This window comes from Parabacteroides sp. TM07-1AC, assembly GCF_003480915.1.
Lineage (GTDB): Bacteria > Bacteroidota > Bacteroidia > Bacteroidales > Tannerellaceae > Parabacteroides > Parabacteroides chongii.
On sequence record NZ_QUKD01000010.1, the window covers coordinates 138,868 to 155,110 of the forward strand.

Here is a 16,243-nt window from a genome sequence, read left to right on the forward strand (position 1 = left end):
AACATTGCAACAAATATAATCATTTTACTTTAAGTCTGTCGCCTGCACTCTTCACAATACTACGATAATAGTCTTCATCATAGCCAGGAAAATCAGGATATTCAGACAACCCGTAACCATTTTGCTTGAACTTGCCGTTTTCTTCTTTCTTAACGTTTCCGTCCATATATTTTACTAAAAGATACTCACCGAGTTTCTTCCAGCGAGCCGTTGCCTGATCGGCTGTCGTCGTACTGAACCAGGTCAGGAATTTGATAGCTTCTGCCGGATCCTTCGCATACAATTCGGAGGCAGCCTTGTCGATAGCCGGGATTGTTTCTTTAAAACCGTTCTCCAGTTCCTGTTGAACCGGACGGATATCTTTGATCATGAAACTATACTTGCCGTAAGCCTGGTTAGCCACCCAGTTATGAATCCAGAAAGCGGAAGTCCATGAGAAGTTCATGATATCGCCGTTCCCAACCCGATAACATTCGGGAGACTCGGTAATAGAGCAATAGAGCGGAGTAAAGACAGCCATATCGGCATCATCCACGCCAAACCAAAGGATTCCGCCGATGGCATCCGGCAACCAGTTACGCATCTGCGGAACGATCACAAAACCGGTCTGCTGTGTAGCGATAGCACGTTCGTTCGTATATTCTTCGCCATCTACCTTGAACGTCATCGGACGCCAACGATAGGGCACCTTATAAGAACCTGCTCCGGCATCTTTCGTCATATCCAGGTCTGTTCCTTCATAATGATCGCGCATACCGTTCTGAACATCCTGAACGGACAACAGACGGTTCGGCTTCACATACAACGGCATAGGCTCTTTGGTAGGATCGCCTTTGATAAAATCGGTATACTTATCCATCGAAGTATCATACTTGCGGAAAAAAGACCATACACGTGCCTCACAACCTCTCAAACCACTGAAGTCGTACGGGCAATAAGCTTTCTGAAAGCTGAAATCTTTATCTTTTCCACTGAAATAGCCTTTTTCGCGAGCGAAAGAAACCACATCGGGCGAATACATACAGTTTTCCTTGTCATCGAAAGGAATCTGCTGGATACGTGACTGGTTAGCATGTGCAGAGATACAATCGTCCGGAATGCGAATCGCAACCCAGACTGCCCCTTTATTTCCTGTTCCCTTACCGATCAGCTCCATCACCCATGCTTCGTTCTTGTCGGCAATGGAAAATGTCTCGCCACTGCTGTAATAACCGTGTTCCTTCACCAGGTCGGTCATTACCTTAATCGCTTCGCGGGCCGACTTGGAACGCTGTAGCGCGATATAGATCAGGCTTCCGTAATCCATAATACCTGTTGTATCCACCAATTCGGGACGGCCGCCGAACGTACTTTCCGTGATAGCCACCTGGTGTTCGTTCATATTGCCGACTACCGAATACGTCTGCTCCACCTGCGGAATCTGTCCCAGCGGTTTATTCGTATCCCACTCCCTGACTTCCAGCATCGCCCCTTTCGGCCAGGTAGCCGCCGGCCAACGGTATAACTCGCCATACAAAGTATGTGAGTCTGCTGCATAACTGATCATGACCGATCCGTCGACCGATGCCTTTTTTCCAACCAGCAAACCCGTACAAGCCATTGCCTCCATTCCGGAAAGCAAAACGGCACAGGCTGCTGCGATAATCCATTTTCTTTTCATATAAATAAGTTTAAGCGAATAATAGCATATATACTGCCGCACCGCAAATATAACCAATCAATGCCAAAATAGAAAATCGCTTGGTATAGTACATGAAATCAATCTTTTCCAGTCCCATTACCGTGACACCTGTTGCCGAACCTATAATCAGGATGCTACCGCCCGTTACGGCACAGTAAGCAAGGAATGTCCAAAACCCGCCGTCGGAAACGAAGAACTGGGCATAAGGAGCTAGATCGGGAGCCTGCTGCACAATCGGATACATACCCATCGTCGCAGCCACCAAAGCCACGTTATCCACACAGGAAGACAGAACACCAATCACAAAACTGATCAGATAAGGCTCATGTACATGCTGGTCGAGATAGGCAGACATGATCCCCAGTTGTCCGGATGTTTCCAGTGCGCCTACCGCCATCAGGATTCCGAGAAAGAAAAAGATCGTTGCCAGGTCGATATTAGGCAACAACTGTGTAATACGCAGCTTCTCCGATTCATGAACTCGCAACCGGCTATACATGATATCGGTATATACCCAAAGAATAACCAATCCTAGCAAGACCCCCAGGAACGGAGGCAGATTCGTCAACATCTGGAAGACCGGAACCAATGCCAACGAAAGCACACCGATCACAAATATCACACGGCGGGCGTGATTAGGTATCTCCGGAATAAACTCATCAGCCGCTTCTTCTTCACTCATCACACGCAAGCGGGCATCTTTCTTGAACAGCCAGAAGTGGGCAATGGTGAGCGGAACCAGCATATTGATCAGCGCAGGAATAAATACATGGGAAATCTGATGCATGGCCGTCACGTTCTTTCCTACCCAAAGGAGAATTGTCGTCACATCACCGATCGGTGACCACGAACCGCCGGCATTCGCCGCAATAATCACCATACAGGCGTACTTCAGACGGTCGGTCCGGTCGGGCACCAGCTTACGGAGCACTGCCATGATTACGATCGCAGCCGCCAGGTTATCCAACAACGCGGAGAAAAAGAAAGCGGCAAAACTAATGTACCATAATAATTTTCTTTTGTTAGAAGTACGGATATACCCGGTAACAGCCCTGAAACCACCATGTTTATCTACAATATCGACGATCAGCATAGAACACATCACAAAGAACAATGTCTCTGCCACATTTCCCAGATGGTAAACAATGGAACGATTGGAAATAAAATTAATGAACTGGTCTTTTGCCGGCAGGTTGGTCATTTCGGGGTTCTGTACCAAAAACTCCTCGAACAAAGGGTTAGAGCGTTCGACGAAGATGTTATAAGCATCGAACATCAATATCATCCATAAGGAAATAGCCATAAAAAGAGCTGTTGCTGCTTTATTGATCTTAATCTTATCTTCAAGCGCAATGGCGAGGATGCCTACGACAAAAATAATTGGCATTAATATAAACATACGTGTATTTTATTTAGTCTGCCCTTTCATTAAAGGGGCTTATTAATATATGGAAAAAGAGGAGACTTGCTCAAGTGCCCCTTCTCCCGGTTTATTCTCTACTTATAAAGTGTACAAATAGCTGATCTCCTCCGCCCAGATTGATTCGTCCGGCGTTTCAAGTATCAGAGGTATATCTTCAAAACGGGTATCCTGCATCAACATCTGAAAAGTGGTCATTCCCATAACACCTTTCCCGATACTGTCATGCCTGTCTACGCGGGTTGCCAGGTCTTTCTTCGAATCGTTGATATGCATTCCACGCAGGTACGAAAAACCGATCACTTCATCGAAATGGCGGAATGTCTCCATAAAGCCCTGTTCCGTTTTGATATCATAACCGGCAGCCAGCGTATGGGCGGTATCGATACAAACACCTACACGGGATTTGTCGTCCACCCGGTCGATGATAGCCGCGATTTGCTCGAAAGTGTATCCCAGGTTTGTACCCTGTCCGGCCGTATTCTCTATAACGGCACATACTCCCACAGTCTGCTCCAGTGTCCGATTGATCGATTCGGCAATACGTGCCAGGCAATCGTCTACCGAAATTTCATTCAGATGGCTTCCCGGATGGAAGTTTAGTCGGTCCAGTCCCAGCTGTTCGCAACGCTGCATTTCATCGAGAAAAGCATCACGCGATTTTTGCAGACCGTCCGGATCCGGATGTCCCAGATTGATCAGATAACTGTCGTGAGGCAAAATATGCGCGGCTTTGTAGCCGAACTCCTCACAACGTTCTTTAAATAAGGAGATGCTTTTCTTCGTCAACGGGGAAGATTTCCATTGACGTTGGTTCCGGGTAAAAAGGGCAAAAGCTTTCGCCCCGATGGCATTAGCGTTTAGCGGAGCATTCTCAACTCCACCCGACGCGCTTACATGAGCTCCAATGTACTTCATTTGTTAATCGTTTACTTTATTCTTTTCGTCCAGTGTTTTATTTTTCATCTTCGGTTTTACAACCGCAAAAATGAAACTTCTCCGTTGCCTGTTCTTTAGTGACAACAAAATATATAATGTCCGCGCGTGAACAAAGTTCGTTCTGCGAATTGTATATCTCCGTCTCTATGAATATGGCATTCCGTTTCTGCTCTTTGATACGCCCCCGTATCATCAAGCGCGGTTCGCGTGTCGAGATACTTTTCAGGAAACGGGCATCCAGCCGTGAAGTCACGCCCGATGTCTGTAATTTCCTCAATACTACCCAACCGGCCAGTTCATCCATCATTGTCGTCTGGATTCCCCCGTGCAATGTCTCCAACCATCCCTGGTAATGACTTTCCGGTTCCCAGAAAGCAACGATGTCATCGCCATCCTCGTAAAACTCCATGTGCAGTCCTTGCGGATTTCCGGGTGCACACCCGAAACACATATAGCCCTCCAGCCCCTTCCAGGGATTAATAATCTTTTTCATACAACAACAGCTTTAAACGGATTGTTTCTTAAATAAAAAGAATTTTATGACCTAAGTCGCTTACAAATATAACAAACTTATGCCGTTTTTTCCCGTAAGGACAAAAAAACAGAGATAAGAACCTGCGCCTTACCTCTGTTTTCCATACTGATTATCGGGTATATTATCTTTCTTTAGTCCTCGATCTCAGGCATTAAGAAATCCACGAAACACAGAGCAGCCAAAGCTGTACCGTATCTCTTTTCGATGGTAATACCTTCGGTAATAAAGTTCAGTTCACCCAGATAATACTTTCCGTATGTTTTCTGGTGCAGGTCGTTGATTACACGGATCAGACGTGACTCCAACTCCTCGATACGATAACGGCCGCTAACCTCGCATACCAGGGCTCCAACCTTCTCATCGAAGTTTTCGTCCTTGTACATCCAGGCGTAAACCACACCGGCAGATACGAACTCATCCTGATAACCATGCGAAACCGCCATAATGGTTTTCAATTCCGTACCGAATGGAGGAAGATCAATCTCATCCATGGTTGCAAGATGCGCTGTTGCAGGGATTACAGACGAATAAGTCATAATGTTAAAGTCTGAAATACCAGCATCATAAAGGGCCATGTGATAAGAACCTGCGTGTTTTTCCAAGTCTGAATCACCACTGCCCTTCGTAATAAAAAAGGTGTTTGGAATTAAATTCCCAACTTTCTTTACCATCTACAAATATGTGTTACTTAATTAATAATATGCGGGCACAAAAATAGAAACTTCTTTGGGATTTTACTCTTTACAGACGACAAAAAAACAGCTTTTTACATATTATTATTCATTTTGTTTCGGCTGATTTCCAAAAAAGTATAAAAATCAAGTGTTAGAAGACAGTTGGTTAAAGGTCATAAATTTTATTTATCCTTTAATCAATAAAAGTTATGGTTTTTGGACCGGTTTCTTTGAACAAATAACAAACCCGCCCTGTTAGAATAGTAGAAACAACATAAAACTTAGTAGTCATGCTTACATTATGTCTTAGTTTATTATTGTTGGTAACTAATAATAGTAATAATAGTAATAATAGTAGTAGTCAAATAACAGATAAAAAAGAAGAAATTATGAAATTCGAACTAATTAAATTGCCTTATGCAGCAGATGCATTAGAACCGGTTATCAGTAAAGCAACCATTGAATTCCATCACGGAAAACATTTACAGGCTTACGTAAACAATCTGAATAACCTGATCCCGGGAACAAAATTTGAAAACGCTCCCCTGGAACAGATCGTAGCAGAATCTGACGGTGCTATCTTTAATAATGCCGGACAGATACTCAACCATAATTTGTATTTCACCCAGTTCTCCCCTAACGGCGGCGGCGAACCTAAAGGAAAGTTAGCGGATGCTATCAAAGCTACCTGGGGTTCATTCGAAGACTTCAAGAAAGAATTCAACGCAGCAGGAGCCGGTTTGTTCGGTTCAGGATGGGTATGGCTGGCAAAAGATAAAGACGGCAAACTTTCAATTACCAAAGAAGCTAACGGTAGCAACCCTGTTGCCAAGGGGCTGACTCCGATTCTGGGATTCGATGTATGGGAACATGCTTATTACCTGGATTACCAGAACCGTCGTCCCGATCACCTGAATGCCCTGTGGCAGATCGTTGATTGGGATGCCGTTGGCAAACGATATTAATATTAATAGTAGTGTAGTTTAAAACCAAATAAGGCCGTCCGGAGTAAGAATCCCCGGACGGCTTTTTGTTTACGAACTACCCTCAAGGGAAAAATGCCAATTATTAAGGAAATACAGTAAATAGTTACAGGAATATTAGGTTGTAACTTTGTTATGTAAAACAGAAGTAAGAATAATAACTAAACAATAAGGAGTTAGAATCATGAAAGTGAAAGAGTTGACAAAACAGGAATTTCTGAATAAAGTAGCTAATTACGAAGCAAGCCCCGAAAAATGGGTGTATGAAGGCGACAAACCTTGCATCGTCGATTTCTATGCTACCTGGTGCGGTCCGTGCAAAATGATCGCTCCTATTCTGGAAGAGCTGGCTGGCGAATACGAAGATAAAATCGATATTTATAAAATAGATACGGAGAAAGAAGAAGAGCTGGCTGCAGCTTTCGGTATCCGGAGTATTCCTTCCCTCCTATTCTGTCCGATGGGCGAACAGCCGCAAATGGCAAGAGGTGCCATGAGCAAAGTCGACTTCAAGAAAGCGATCGACGAAGTTCTTCTGAAAAATAAGTAAGCAACGCAATAATCTTACTGAAAGGACTCCTGAAAGTGCAGGCAGATAAAACAAAACTGCCGGCTTTCAGGAGTTTTTATGTTTACAATTTATCCGTGCAATACATCCTTCATATCAATGACAGGCCACGGCTTGTAATTGCGCCAGGCTCCGCGGGTAAAGTCAGGTATGGCAACCGAACAGCTCTTGTTCAGTACGGAACGTTCGCTCAACTCGACGATAGATGACCAGGCAGCTGCGTCATACACGCTCTGATCAAGCGGATAACCGTTACGCAGGCAGTAGATCAGACGCCAGTCCATGATAAAATCCATGCCGCCATGACCGCCGACTTTTTTCGCCCGTTCGCCGATATATTTGCTTAATGGATGTTCATATTCAGCCATCACATCTTTCTGCGGTCCCTCTTTCAGGAACGAATGCGTATCAGGCTGGATAGCTACTTTTCTCTCCGGATACTTGACAGCCATGCCTTTGGTTCCCTGTACCAGATGGATGCGGGAATAGGGACGCGGGGAGGTCGTGTCATGCTGGATCATGATGGATTTGCCATTGACGGTATGGATGATAGTTGTATTCATATCGCCCAGCGCATAACGTTCCGAAAGGGTTATACGTTCATCATCTGTCAGGTTTTCTTTTGCCCAAAGTGCCAGCCCGAACTGGTTGGTGGAGACAGACGAAAGATAATCCATCCGGTCTCCCTGATTAATACCCAGTATTTGGGCCACCGGCCCCAGACCGTGTGTCGGATACGGATTTCCTGTATGGTATTTACTGTATTCCAGACGCCAGTGTTTATAATAACCTTTAAACTTCGATCCTCTCAGATCATGGATATAAGCGCCCTCGGTGTGAATAATTTCTCCCAACAATCCCTGTCGCGCCATATTCAAGGTAGCTAGTTCAAAGAAGTCGTAACAACAATTTTCCAGCATCATACAATGAAGCCGGGTTTCTTCCGCCTTATCGACCAATGCCCAACAGTCTTTTACCGTCAGTGCGGCAGGGACTTCGATAGCGACGTGTTTTCCATGATCCATAGCGTAAAGGGCGATAGGCACATGTAGTTCCCAGGGAGTGGCGTTATAGATCAGGTCGATGTCATCACGTTCGCACATCTTTTTCCAGTCTTCTTCACCCGTGTAAGCTACAGCTTCTTTCCGGTTACTGTTTTTAAGGGTTTTCTGGCTATTGGCTATCCGTTCCGGGTTCAGATCACAGATAGCAACGATCTCCGCTCCTTCAATCTGTGCCATGCGTTTTACGGCTCCGGCTCCCCTGCCCAAACCGACGACACCGACACGGACGGTGCTCAAGGGTTTGCAACGTAATCCTAAAACAGATTTTCCTTTTGCCGGAGGTGATAAATCCTCCACGGGAGAGAAAGAGGTTGATACAGCCGGTGCGGAAGCAGCACTCAGGTCCTTGCCTACAACGATAGCTGCGCTTCCGGCCAATGATTTTCTTAGAAATTGCCTTCTGTTAATGCTCATGATAATAGATTTTAGATTAAGTGACATTGATATGAGTTGACAAAATAAGAAATAATTTTCACATCTGCTATTTTTCTAAAAAAAATGTAGTTTGTTTTCTTATTATTAATCAGGAAGATAGACTACATCAGAAATAGGACATGAAAAAAAGTATACAAAAAAGTTCGCACAGTTCTTGCGAGATTGAAAATTATCACTACCTTTGCACTCGCAAAACAGAAATACTGAATGCCTCTTTAGCTCAGTTGGCCAGAGCACGTGATTTGTAATCTCGGGGTCGTTGGTTCGAATCCGACAAGAGGCTCAAAAAAGTTGACAGTGGAAAGTTGACAGTTGACAGTTAATGTCGCTTTCCAGTTTTAAATCTGTCAACTGTCAATTATCAACTGTCAACTTTTAGGGCAGTTACCAGAGTGGCCAAATGGGGCTGACTGTAACTCAGCTGTCTTTCGACTTCGGTGGTTCGAATCCATCACTGCCCACAGAGAACCTCAGGAATTTATTTTCTGAGGTTTTTCATTTTACCAAAGTTTCGTTTGTAAAGCATCCACGTTTTCATCTGAAAAAACGTAAGTATTTTCCTAAATCTCCCGGCGACTTTTTGTAAATGGATAGGCATCGCTTTATCAATGGGTAAGTACTTATTTTCAAGCTCTGCCTACTTATCTATGTTTTTACTCAATCGGAATCACCTCAGTGATTTTGCTTGTTTACCTATTGATAATCTTGGCATAAGCAGGTGACGCCGCATCTAAAAACAGCGTCACCCTCCATCAACAAACAGGTGACGCCGGACAAAACTCCGGCATCACCTATCAGTCATTGAATATCAACGTATAATCTCTGTATTTCGAAAGATGACGCTGAAAATCGTTCAAACGTTGAAGTACAGCGCGAATTTTATACAATAGAATTCTTCTTTGTAAATTCAATGATCTCGCTGATATGGCCAAAAGCAAGACCTGTCACCGTATCAGCACAACCATAATAAATAGCGATACGATCCGATTCGGGATCATGCAAGGCGGCACATGGGAAAGTAACGTTAGGAACATCTCCCATACATTCATACTCTTTCTGCGGAGAAAGCAGATAAGGACCTGTGCGATATTTAATCTTCCAGGGCTGATCCAAATCCAACAAGGCAGCACCAAAGCTATATACATAGCCGTTACAAGACTGTAACACGCCATGATAGATCAGCAACCATCCTTCCGATGTCTCGATAGGAATAGGACCTGCACCCACCTTCAGGCATTGCCATGCACTCACTTCGAACGGAGCCGGAGCCATCACATGACGATGTTTTCCCCAGAAACACATATCGGGAGATTCGCTGTAGAAGATATCGCCGAACGGTGTATGCCCGTTATCACTCGGACGACTCAGCATGGCAAAATTACCGTTGATCTTACGCGGGAACATCACACCGTTACGGTTGAAAGGCAGATACGCATTTTCCAGCTGGTGGAATGTTTCGAAATCGAACGTATAAGCTACACCGATTGTCGGGCCGTGATAGCCGTTGCACCAGGTGATGTAATAACGGTCTTCGATGAAGCAGACGCGCGGATCATAAGCGTAAACAAACTTTCCGATCTCTTCGTCATCACATTCGAACTCCAGCTTTGTTTCAGAAATATTCCAATGGATAGCATCGGCACTGAAACCTACATGCAAACGCATACGGCGGTTCGTGTCGTCACAACGGAATACACCAGCATAGCCTCCCTTGAAAGGAACGACTGCACTGTTGAATACACTGTTGGATGTCGGGATGATATCACGCGGTATCACCGGGTTATTCGAATATCTCCAGATCACATCCTTACAATCGGCCGGGCGGTCTTCCCAAGGCATGTCAGGCAGCGGTTCGCCAATAATTTTCAGTTTATCCATTTTATCGATTTGTTTTAATTTGACAATACAAAGTTACTTCTTTTCGTCCAATTTCAATTCTTTCATCAATTCATTATATTCCACTTCATCTTTGCTCATCTTGTCATACCAGTTCTTCTTCAGAACAAGCGTTGTGATGGCAAGGATCAGTACACTGGTCAGCAACGGCATACCTTCACGGATCACGATATACATCGGGATAATGGTCAGGCACATCTGCCAGATAATACCGATCGCCACATTGAACATATCACGTTTGAAGTTTTTGTTGGCTTTCACCTGCGGATATTTGGCAACCACCTTATCGTGAACCGGCTTCCAGAAACCCCACGGACGTATGGTAATATAGAAACGTTCAAGTGTCTCGTCTTCTACCGGAGGAGCGGAATAGGTACCGACCACACAACCGATCAAAGACACAACCAGCAATACCGGGAAGTAGAACAACGGCAACATCGGAGCATTGTTGGCATATTCCCCTACTCTTTCTACGAAATGACCGTCCACCATCGTGTAACCGTCAAAGATAAACGGACAAACCATAGCAGCCAGGATACCGGTGATCATTCCCCAGAAATAACCGTTACCATTGAAACGCCACCAGTGCCATTTCAATAGGTTAGCAGCAATATAACCTCCGTACAGAGCCGAAGTAATCCATTGCAGCACGGAGTTCACACTCTCTACAAAGAATCCGATCACTACACTAACGACCACCACGCCGACTGTCACTATGTAGCTGGCACGGATCATCGTCTTGTTACTGGCATTCGGATTGATATATTTCTTGTAAATATCATTCACAATATAAGCGGGAGCCGCATTAGCGGTGGAAGCGAAAGTAGACATAAACGCCGCCAGCAATCCCGCCAGCAACAAACCACATACGCCAACGGGCACGAACTGGTTGATTGCATTCGGAAGAATCAGCTCAAAGTCGATCGCGCCTGTCTTTGTTGTCAAATCCAAATCCTTGAAGAAAGCCAGGGCAAGAATCGTGAAGCCCATGATCATCAGATAACGCGGGATCAGCAAGATTACGGGAACCGAACCACTCATCAAAGCAGCCTCTTTACCGCTACGGCAGGAAAGAATCTTCTGCATATCATAGTTAGGCGCAGGACCTGCCATACTATTGAATACTCCTTTAAAGAGCATCATCATAATAAAGATTCCAAACAGGCCATACTGGTCATTCATAATCTTTTCATTCACGTCGCTGAAGATATCCGTCCATTTCAAGTCTAGCGTCCATCCGGGCATCAGACTGTCCCATCCGGCAGGCACGATAGAAGCCAGCATTTCCGGGCTTACCTTCATCATAGCGATAACGGCTATCGTAATACCAGCAACCGTCATTATGGCGAACTGCACCACATCGGTCCACACGATACTCAGCATACCGCCCAGCATCACATAGATGGTGGCAATAGCAGTAAAGAAGATACCGTAGGCATGCGGCACATATTCTGCCGGAATATCGAATGGAACAAACTGGGAAACATAATCCCAGGGGAAGAATATTTCCATAAACTTACCCACACCGATAAAACCGTAGCTAAGGAATCCCAGCACACCGATCAGGGCATAGATAACAACAATTGTGTGTGACAAACTAGCACCTCTGTTCTTTCCGAAACGTGTCTGAATCCATTCAGCTCCTGTCAGCACATTCGAACGGCGCAGCCATACAGAAAGATAGACCATCAGAAAGATCTGGTTGAACACCGGCCACAGCCAGGGCACCCAGGCACTTTTAATTCCATAAATAAAGGCTAGTGTAACCATCCACATAGTACCAGAGATATCGAACTGGCCGGATGCGTTAGACAAGCCTAACATATAAAAAGGAAGAGTTTTACCTCCTAAGAAGTAGGAGTCCATGTTTTTCGACGCTCTTTTCTTCAGAATTAATCCGATTACGATCATTGCCACCAGATAAAGTCCGATGATAAAGATGTCGATTGGTTGCAATTTCATGATATTGATTTTGTTTTTAGGTTTAACGTTTGGCAAAGATATATAAATAGTTGACAGTTGACAAGTGACAGTTGACAGTTATTCCGGCTTTCAGCCGAATAGGTTCATTTTCATGAAACAAACTGTCACTTGTCAACTGTCAACTGTCAACTGTTAATTGTCAATTGTCAACTTGTTAGTCGATCGGACAAACAGAAGAGATCATGCCAAATGTGTCATTATCATTCAAGCTCCAGATCACTTTATTGTTACCGTCGATCTCCATCAACTGCGGATTGTTCGATTCCTTTGCACTCGGATCGTGTCCCTGCCAGTTGCAGATATACAGACCGTTGTTTGATGTAGGCAGCAACTGAGCTACGAAGAACAGGGAAACACCTTCAATATCGGTAGCACCGATCTTACGGATCACTTCACCCTTATCCAGATTTACTTCCATCAAAGAATGTCCGTCACCGCAAGCGACCATATAATTGCCGTTGTCCAGCAATACAGTACTATACGGAGTACCTTCCAGCTTGGTTGTCCGAACCAGTTCGCCGGCAGGAGATATTTCACGCACTTCAGAAGTAGCGAAAAGAGGCATCAGGTAGTTGCCTGCCTTGTTCTTATTCACCTGGCGGAACTGAGCATGCGGATGGTCGATACCTGTTTCGTATTCTGTTTCAGAAAGAATTTCACCCTTCGGGCTTACTTCCATGATCTTAGCCGGGTGTCCGCACCATGCCAACAGGTAGTTACCGTCAGGCAGGATACGTGCAGTCTGCATTTCGCAAGTATCAGGAGCTGCGATGTTCCATATTTCCTTCTGATCGCGGGAGATCAGCTTCGCACCTTTTTTATAAGCAAACAAAATGTTACCGTCCGGAGTAGCTACAGCCGAGTTACATTCCCAACCTTTTTGCAAAGGATGTTCCCATTCAATCTGTTTGGTATTCTTGTCGATGATAACGACTTTATTCCAACCGGAACCGGCTAACAGTAATTTCTGAGCCTTCTGCTGGCAGGATGTAGCGGCAAGCAGGAAAAGAGCAGAGCACAATAATGTGAATATTTTCTTCATGGCAATTTCTATGTATTATGTTATGATTCAGATACAACAAGGGGCAGAGTAGCGCCCCGCCCCTTTGAAGTATAATTAATTATTTAGATAAATCCTGGAACATTTCAAATCCTTGCTGCGGAGTCAAACCGTCATGAACCACTGCATGAACAGCCTGAATCATAGCAACCGGGTTTTCAGACTGGAATACATTACGTCCCATATCCACACCGGCAGCACCGTCGTTGATTGCTTTGTAGCACAGATCCAATGCTTCCAGTTCAGGCAATTTCTTACCACCTGCGATCACAACAGGAACCGGAGTAGCGGCAACAACCTTTTCGAAACCTTCGCAATAGTAAGTCTTCACGATATTTGCACCGTTTTCAGCACAGATACGAGAAGCCAGACCGAAATAACGAGCATCGCGAGCCATCTGTTTGCCGACAGCAGTTACACCCATTACAGGAATACCATAACGTGTACCTTTATCTACTGCCTTATACAAGTTTGCGATTGTTTTAGCTTCGTGTGCCTCGTCGCCGATAGCCAACATAACAGCCATAGCTGAAACGTTCATACGGATAGCATCTTCTATATCGATCAGAACATTGTCATTCAGTTCTGTCAGAATAGATGTTCCGGCATCCGAACGCAAACAGATTGGTTTGTTTGTTGTAGTCGGGATAGTAGACTGAAGAATACCGCGTGTACACATAATACAATCAGCATAATCAATCAGCGGTACGATATTCAAGTCGATACGTTCCAAACCTGAAGTCGGTCCCATAATGAAACCATGATCGAATGCCAACATTACAGCTTTGCCTGTCTTCGGGTTGAAGATACGGGATAAACGATCTTTCATACCCCAGGGAAGGTTTTCAGCACCCTTCACATGGAAACTTTGTTGTTGAGAGTTAACACCTAAACCGAAGTTTGAGCCTTCTCTCAAATCATCTAAATCTGCCATTTTTCTATTTTCTATATTAAAAAGTGAATTATTCAATTATAATGCTTCTGCAAAAGAGGCTAACATGCAGCTCCATGATGTAGCACCGCTATCGGCATAACCGATAGAACGTTCACCGTAGTTACGGGCACGTCCGAAGTTCGCTTTCATATCTACTGTTTTCTTTGCACCTTCCAAAGCTGCGTTGGCACCAGCTGTCATGATTTCCTTGATGTCGTCCGATTCACAAGCCTGAATAGCTTCGATAGCAGGAACCAAAGCGTCCATCATCGTTTTGTCGCCCGGTTGTGCTTTTGTCTGTTTCTGCACGTTGGCAAGGCCGCCGGCAAACATTTTCTTCACACCTTCGGCATCCAGTTCGGTTCCGGCAGCGCTGTCGCTCATGCCAAGGAAGAATGCACCTAACAGGGTACTTGTCGATCCGCTGGTTTCCAGCATCACGCCAAATCCCATATCATTCAGCATAGATTTAAATTCCGTTCCTTTTTCCGAGCCTTTAACGACAACAGAGAAAGCAGTTACGATAGCCTGTCCGTGATCGCCGTCACCGATTACCGCATCCAGTTTGGAAAATTCGTCTTCGCGGGCTTTGATATGCGTTAGGGCGTTATTCAGCATACCTTTGAAAGCCTCAATAGTCAGTTGTTTCATGTTATTTGTTTATTTACCAATAGTTGTCCAATACGGTGCGTTTGCACTCTTGTTCTTCAAATAATCGATGTGGTCTGCATCCAAAATACCCATGATCATCTGGAAACCAGCCTGTTCCTGAACTGTCAGGATTTCCTGGATACGGCCGAATACTACTTCCAAACCACGAGCTTCCAGTTCTTTGTAAGCTTTGCGGAAAATAATATTCAATTCCATGTGAGTAGTTGCACCTACACCGTTGATGATAAGCATCATCTTGTCACCGGCTTTCGGCTGCAGTTGCTGGCAAAGCAGATCAACCATTTCAGCAGCTGTAGCGTCGGCAGATACTAACGGTTTCTGACCGCCACCACCTTCACCGTGCTGTCCCATACCGATTTCCATAACACCGGCAGGCAGGTCAGTGATTGTAGCATTGTTCTGCGGATGTGTACAAGAGCGCATAGCAACAGCCAAAGTAGCTACTTTTTCGTTATAACGTTCGCCGATCTCGATCAGTTCATCCAAAGACTTGCCTTCGTCTGCAGCAGCACCCAGGATTTTATACAAAGGAACGCAACCAGCCAGACCACGACGATCTTCTGTCGGTGCGCCGATACCTGCACTGATATCATCATGAGTCAGGATCTGTTTTACTTTGATACCTACGCGTTCTGCCAACTGGCATGCCATGTTTGCACTCATCACGTCACCAGAATGGTTCAATACAACCAACAGGATACCGGCTTCACGTTTCATCAACTGCAAAGCCTGGAACAGACGCTGTGCACCCGGAGCTGCGAATACGTCGCCCACTACAGAGCAATCCAGCATACCGTCGCCAACGAAACCGCTCAATGCAGGTTCGTGACCGGAACCGCCCAAAGTAACGATAGCTACTTTATCTTCGCTTTTCGGATTTGCACGTACTACGATATTTTCTCCAGCCAGTTTAACCTGGTCAGGATAAGCCAGTACATAACCTTCCAGCAATTCCGGAGTTATTTGTTCAGGATCATTTATAAATTTAGTCTTAATTTCTGCCATGGTGTTTTTCCTCCTTGTTTCGTTTTAGGTTTATAAATTATTTAATTTCCATTAATTCGATAGCGATGCCTTCTTCTTCGATGAAAGCAATAGTAAGATGTTCGTCGCATACAGCCGGACCGAAGATAACTTTTGCATCTTTCAGCGCTTCTTCCAATGAAGGAACCGTGTAAGCGATATGACCATTCGTTTTAACCAGATCAGGCAAGCAGCTGGCAGCAGGATCGTCAAATTTCAGAAATTCGATCTTGTTAGGACTCTTGCTGTAATCGGTTAACCATACGTTCAAGCCTTCGTTGAACATTGCACCTTCTTTCTGTTCGTTGGTAAGGATACCTACATGATTATAAGTTCTCATGATCATTAAAATTTAATGTTAAACTTGTATATTAAT

At 44.7% G+C, this 16,243-nt stretch carries 15 protein-coding genes and 2 tRNA genes; 4 read left to right on the top strand and 13 right to left on the bottom strand.

All coding sequences use genetic code 11. The features are described 5' to 3' along the window. Positions 1-19: 19 nt before the first annotated feature. From DXD68_RS18695 to DXD68_RS18715, 5 genes are all read right to left on the bottom strand, one after another. Positions 20-1,660 carry a dipeptidase gene (locus DXD68_RS18695; protein WP_122363013.1) on the bottom strand — a complete coding sequence of 547 codons (1,641 nt, stop codon included), beginning with the start codon at positions 1,658-1,660 and terminating at the stop codon, positions 20-22. Positions 1,661-1,670: 10 nt separating this feature from the next. Beyond that, positions 1,671-3,080 carry a sodium:proton antiporter NhaD gene (nhaD, locus tag DXD68_RS18700; protein WP_122363014.1) on the bottom strand — a complete coding sequence of 470 codons (1,410 nt, stop codon included), beginning with the start codon at positions 3,078-3,080 and terminating at the stop codon, positions 1,671-1,673. A 102-nt stretch (positions 3,081-3,182) separates the two neighbouring features. Then, positions 3,183-4,019, bottom strand: coding sequence for a deoxyribonuclease IV (gene nfo, locus DXD68_RS18705; protein WP_122363015.1), 837 nt, complete (start codon positions 4,017-4,019; stop codon positions 3,183-3,185). 37 nt (positions 4,020-4,056) lie between these two features. Further along, positions 4,057-4,533, bottom strand: a complete 477-nt coding sequence (locus tag DXD68_RS18710) for a PaaI family thioesterase (RefSeq protein WP_122352533.1) — start codon at positions 4,531-4,533, stop codon at positions 4,057-4,059. Between the two features lie 173 nt (positions 4,534-4,706). Next, entirely contained in the window at positions 4,707-5,246 is a 540-nt protein-coding gene (locus DXD68_RS18715; RefSeq protein ID WP_122352532.1) for a pyruvoyl-dependent arginine decarboxylase, read from the bottom strand. A 293-nt stretch (positions 5,247-5,539) separates the two neighbouring features. On the opposite strand from DXD68_RS18715, the gene DXD68_RS18720 reads away from it, so the two are divergent. Then, positions 5,540-6,214, top strand: coding sequence for a superoxide dismutase (locus DXD68_RS18720; protein WP_122363016.1), 675 nt, complete (start codon positions 5,540-5,542; stop codon positions 6,212-6,214). 202 nt (positions 6,215-6,416) lie between these two features. Next, positions 6,417-6,782 carry a thioredoxin gene (gene trxA, locus DXD68_RS18725; protein ID WP_122363017.1) on the top strand — a complete coding sequence of 122 codons (366 nt, stop codon included), beginning with the start codon at positions 6,417-6,419 and terminating at the stop codon, positions 6,780-6,782. Between the two features lie 89 nt (positions 6,783-6,871). Here the strand turns inward: trxA and DXD68_RS18730 are convergent, their stop codons facing one another. Then, positions 6,872-8,278, bottom strand: coding sequence for a Gfo/Idh/MocA family protein (locus DXD68_RS18730; RefSeq protein WP_122363018.1), 1,407 nt, complete (start codon positions 8,276-8,278; stop codon positions 6,872-6,874). A gap of 230 nt (positions 8,279-8,508) precedes the next feature. On the opposite strand from DXD68_RS18730, the gene DXD68_RS18735 reads away from it, so the two are divergent. After that, positions 8,509-8,582 (top strand) — tRNA-Thr (locus DXD68_RS18735). 95 nt (positions 8,583-8,677) lie between these two features. Then, positions 8,678-8,760: transfer RNA gene (locus tag DXD68_RS18740), tRNA-Tyr, on the top strand. Between the two features lie 418 nt (positions 8,761-9,178). Here the strand turns inward: DXD68_RS18740 and DXD68_RS18745 are convergent. The 7 genes from DXD68_RS18745 to DXD68_RS18775 form a co-directional block, all read right to left on the bottom strand. After that, positions 9,179-10,177 (bottom strand): glycoside hydrolase family 130 protein, encoded by a 999-nt coding sequence (locus DXD68_RS18745; protein WP_122363019.1) that lies wholly within the window; start codon positions 10,175-10,177, stop codon positions 9,179-9,181. Positions 10,178-10,210: 33 nt separating this feature from the next. After that, the gene (locus DXD68_RS18750; RefSeq protein ID WP_122363020.1) at positions 10,211-12,157 is read right to left on the bottom strand and encodes a sodium:solute symporter family protein; all 1,947 of its coding nucleotides are present in this window, start codon (positions 12,155-12,157) and stop codon (positions 10,211-10,213) included. Between the two features lie 175 nt (positions 12,158-12,332). After that, the gene (locus DXD68_RS18755) at positions 12,333-13,220 is read right to left on the bottom strand and encodes a hypothetical protein (protein ID WP_122363021.1); all 888 of its coding nucleotides are present in this window, start codon (positions 13,218-13,220) and stop codon (positions 12,333-12,335) included. Between the two features lie 79 nt (positions 13,221-13,299). After that, positions 13,300-14,172: a 3-hydroxy-5-phosphonooxypentane-2,4-dione thiolase gene (gene lsrF / locus DXD68_RS18760; protein WP_122363022.1), complete on the bottom strand. Its 873-nt coding sequence runs from the start codon at positions 14,170-14,172 to the stop codon at positions 13,300-13,302. A 36-nt stretch (positions 14,173-14,208) separates the two neighbouring features. Further along, entirely contained in the window at positions 14,209-14,823 is a 615-nt protein-coding gene (locus tag DXD68_RS18765) for a DAK2 domain-containing protein (protein WP_122363023.1), read from the bottom strand. 9 nt (positions 14,824-14,832) lie between these two features. Then, positions 14,833-15,849, bottom strand: a complete 1,017-nt coding sequence (locus tag DXD68_RS18770; protein WP_122363024.1) for a dihydroxyacetone kinase subunit DhaK — start codon at positions 15,847-15,849, stop codon at positions 14,833-14,835. A 37-nt stretch (positions 15,850-15,886) separates the two neighbouring features. Next, the gene (locus DXD68_RS18775; RefSeq protein ID WP_122363103.1) at positions 15,887-16,207 is read right to left on the bottom strand and encodes a hypothetical protein; all 321 of its coding nucleotides are present in this window, start codon (positions 16,205-16,207) and stop codon (positions 15,887-15,889) included. Positions 16,208-16,243: the final 36 nt, after the last annotated feature.

Excerpts from the sequence above, each read along its gene's own strand:
- DXD68_RS18720 (WP_122363016.1), top strand. The coding sequence starts at position 5,540 with ATGCTTACATTATGTCTTAGTTTATTATTGTTGGTAACTAATAATAGT.
- DXD68_RS18765 (WP_122363023.1), bottom strand. The coding sequence starts at position 14,823 with ATGAAACAACTGACTATTGAGGCTTTCAAAGGTATGCTGAATAACGCC.
- DXD68_RS18755 (WP_122363021.1), bottom strand. The coding sequence starts at position 13,220 with ATGAAGAAAATATTCACATTATTGTGCTCTGCTCTTTTCCTGCTTGCC.
- DXD68_RS18775 (WP_122363103.1), bottom strand. The coding sequence starts at position 16,207 with ATGAGAACTTATAATCATGTAGGTATCCTTACCAACGAACAGAAAGAA.
- DXD68_RS18695 (WP_122363013.1), bottom strand. The coding sequence starts at position 1,660 with ATGAAAAGAAAATGGATTATCGCAGCAGCCTGTGCCGTTTTGCTTTCC.
- DXD68_RS18730 (WP_122363018.1), bottom strand. The coding sequence starts at position 8,278 with ATGAGCATTAACAGAAGGCAATTTCTAAGAAAATCATTGGCCGGAAGC.
- nhaD (WP_122363014.1), bottom strand. The coding sequence starts at position 3,080 with ATGTTTATATTAATGCCAATTATTTTTGTCGTAGGCATCCTCGCCATT.
- DXD68_RS18715 (WP_122352532.1), bottom strand. The coding sequence starts at position 5,246 with ATGGTAAAGAAAGTTGGGAATTTAATTCCAAACACCTTTTTTATTACG.
- DXD68_RS18770 (WP_122363024.1), bottom strand. The coding sequence starts at position 15,849 with ATGGCAGAAATTAAGACTAAATTTATAAATGATCCTGAACAAATAACT.
- DXD68_RS18745 (WP_122363019.1), bottom strand. The coding sequence starts at position 10,177 with ATGGATAAACTGAAAATTATTGGCGAACCGCTGCCTGACATGCCTTGG.
- DXD68_RS18710 (WP_122352533.1), bottom strand. The coding sequence starts at position 4,533 with ATGAAAAAGATTATTAATCCCTGGAAGGGGCTGGAGGGCTATATGTGT.
- nfo (WP_122363015.1), bottom strand. The coding sequence starts at position 4,019 with ATGAAGTACATTGGAGCTCATGTAAGCGCGTCGGGTGGAGTTGAGAAT.
- lsrF (WP_122363022.1), bottom strand. The coding sequence starts at position 14,172 with ATGGCAGATTTAGATGATTTGAGAGAAGGCTCAAACTTCGGTTTAGGT.
- trxA (WP_122363017.1), top strand. The coding sequence starts at position 6,417 with ATGAAAGTGAAAGAGTTGACAAAACAGGAATTTCTGAATAAAGTAGCT.
- DXD68_RS18750 (WP_122363020.1), bottom strand. The coding sequence starts at position 12,157 with ATGAAATTGCAACCAATCGACATCTTTATCATCGGACTTTATCTGGTG.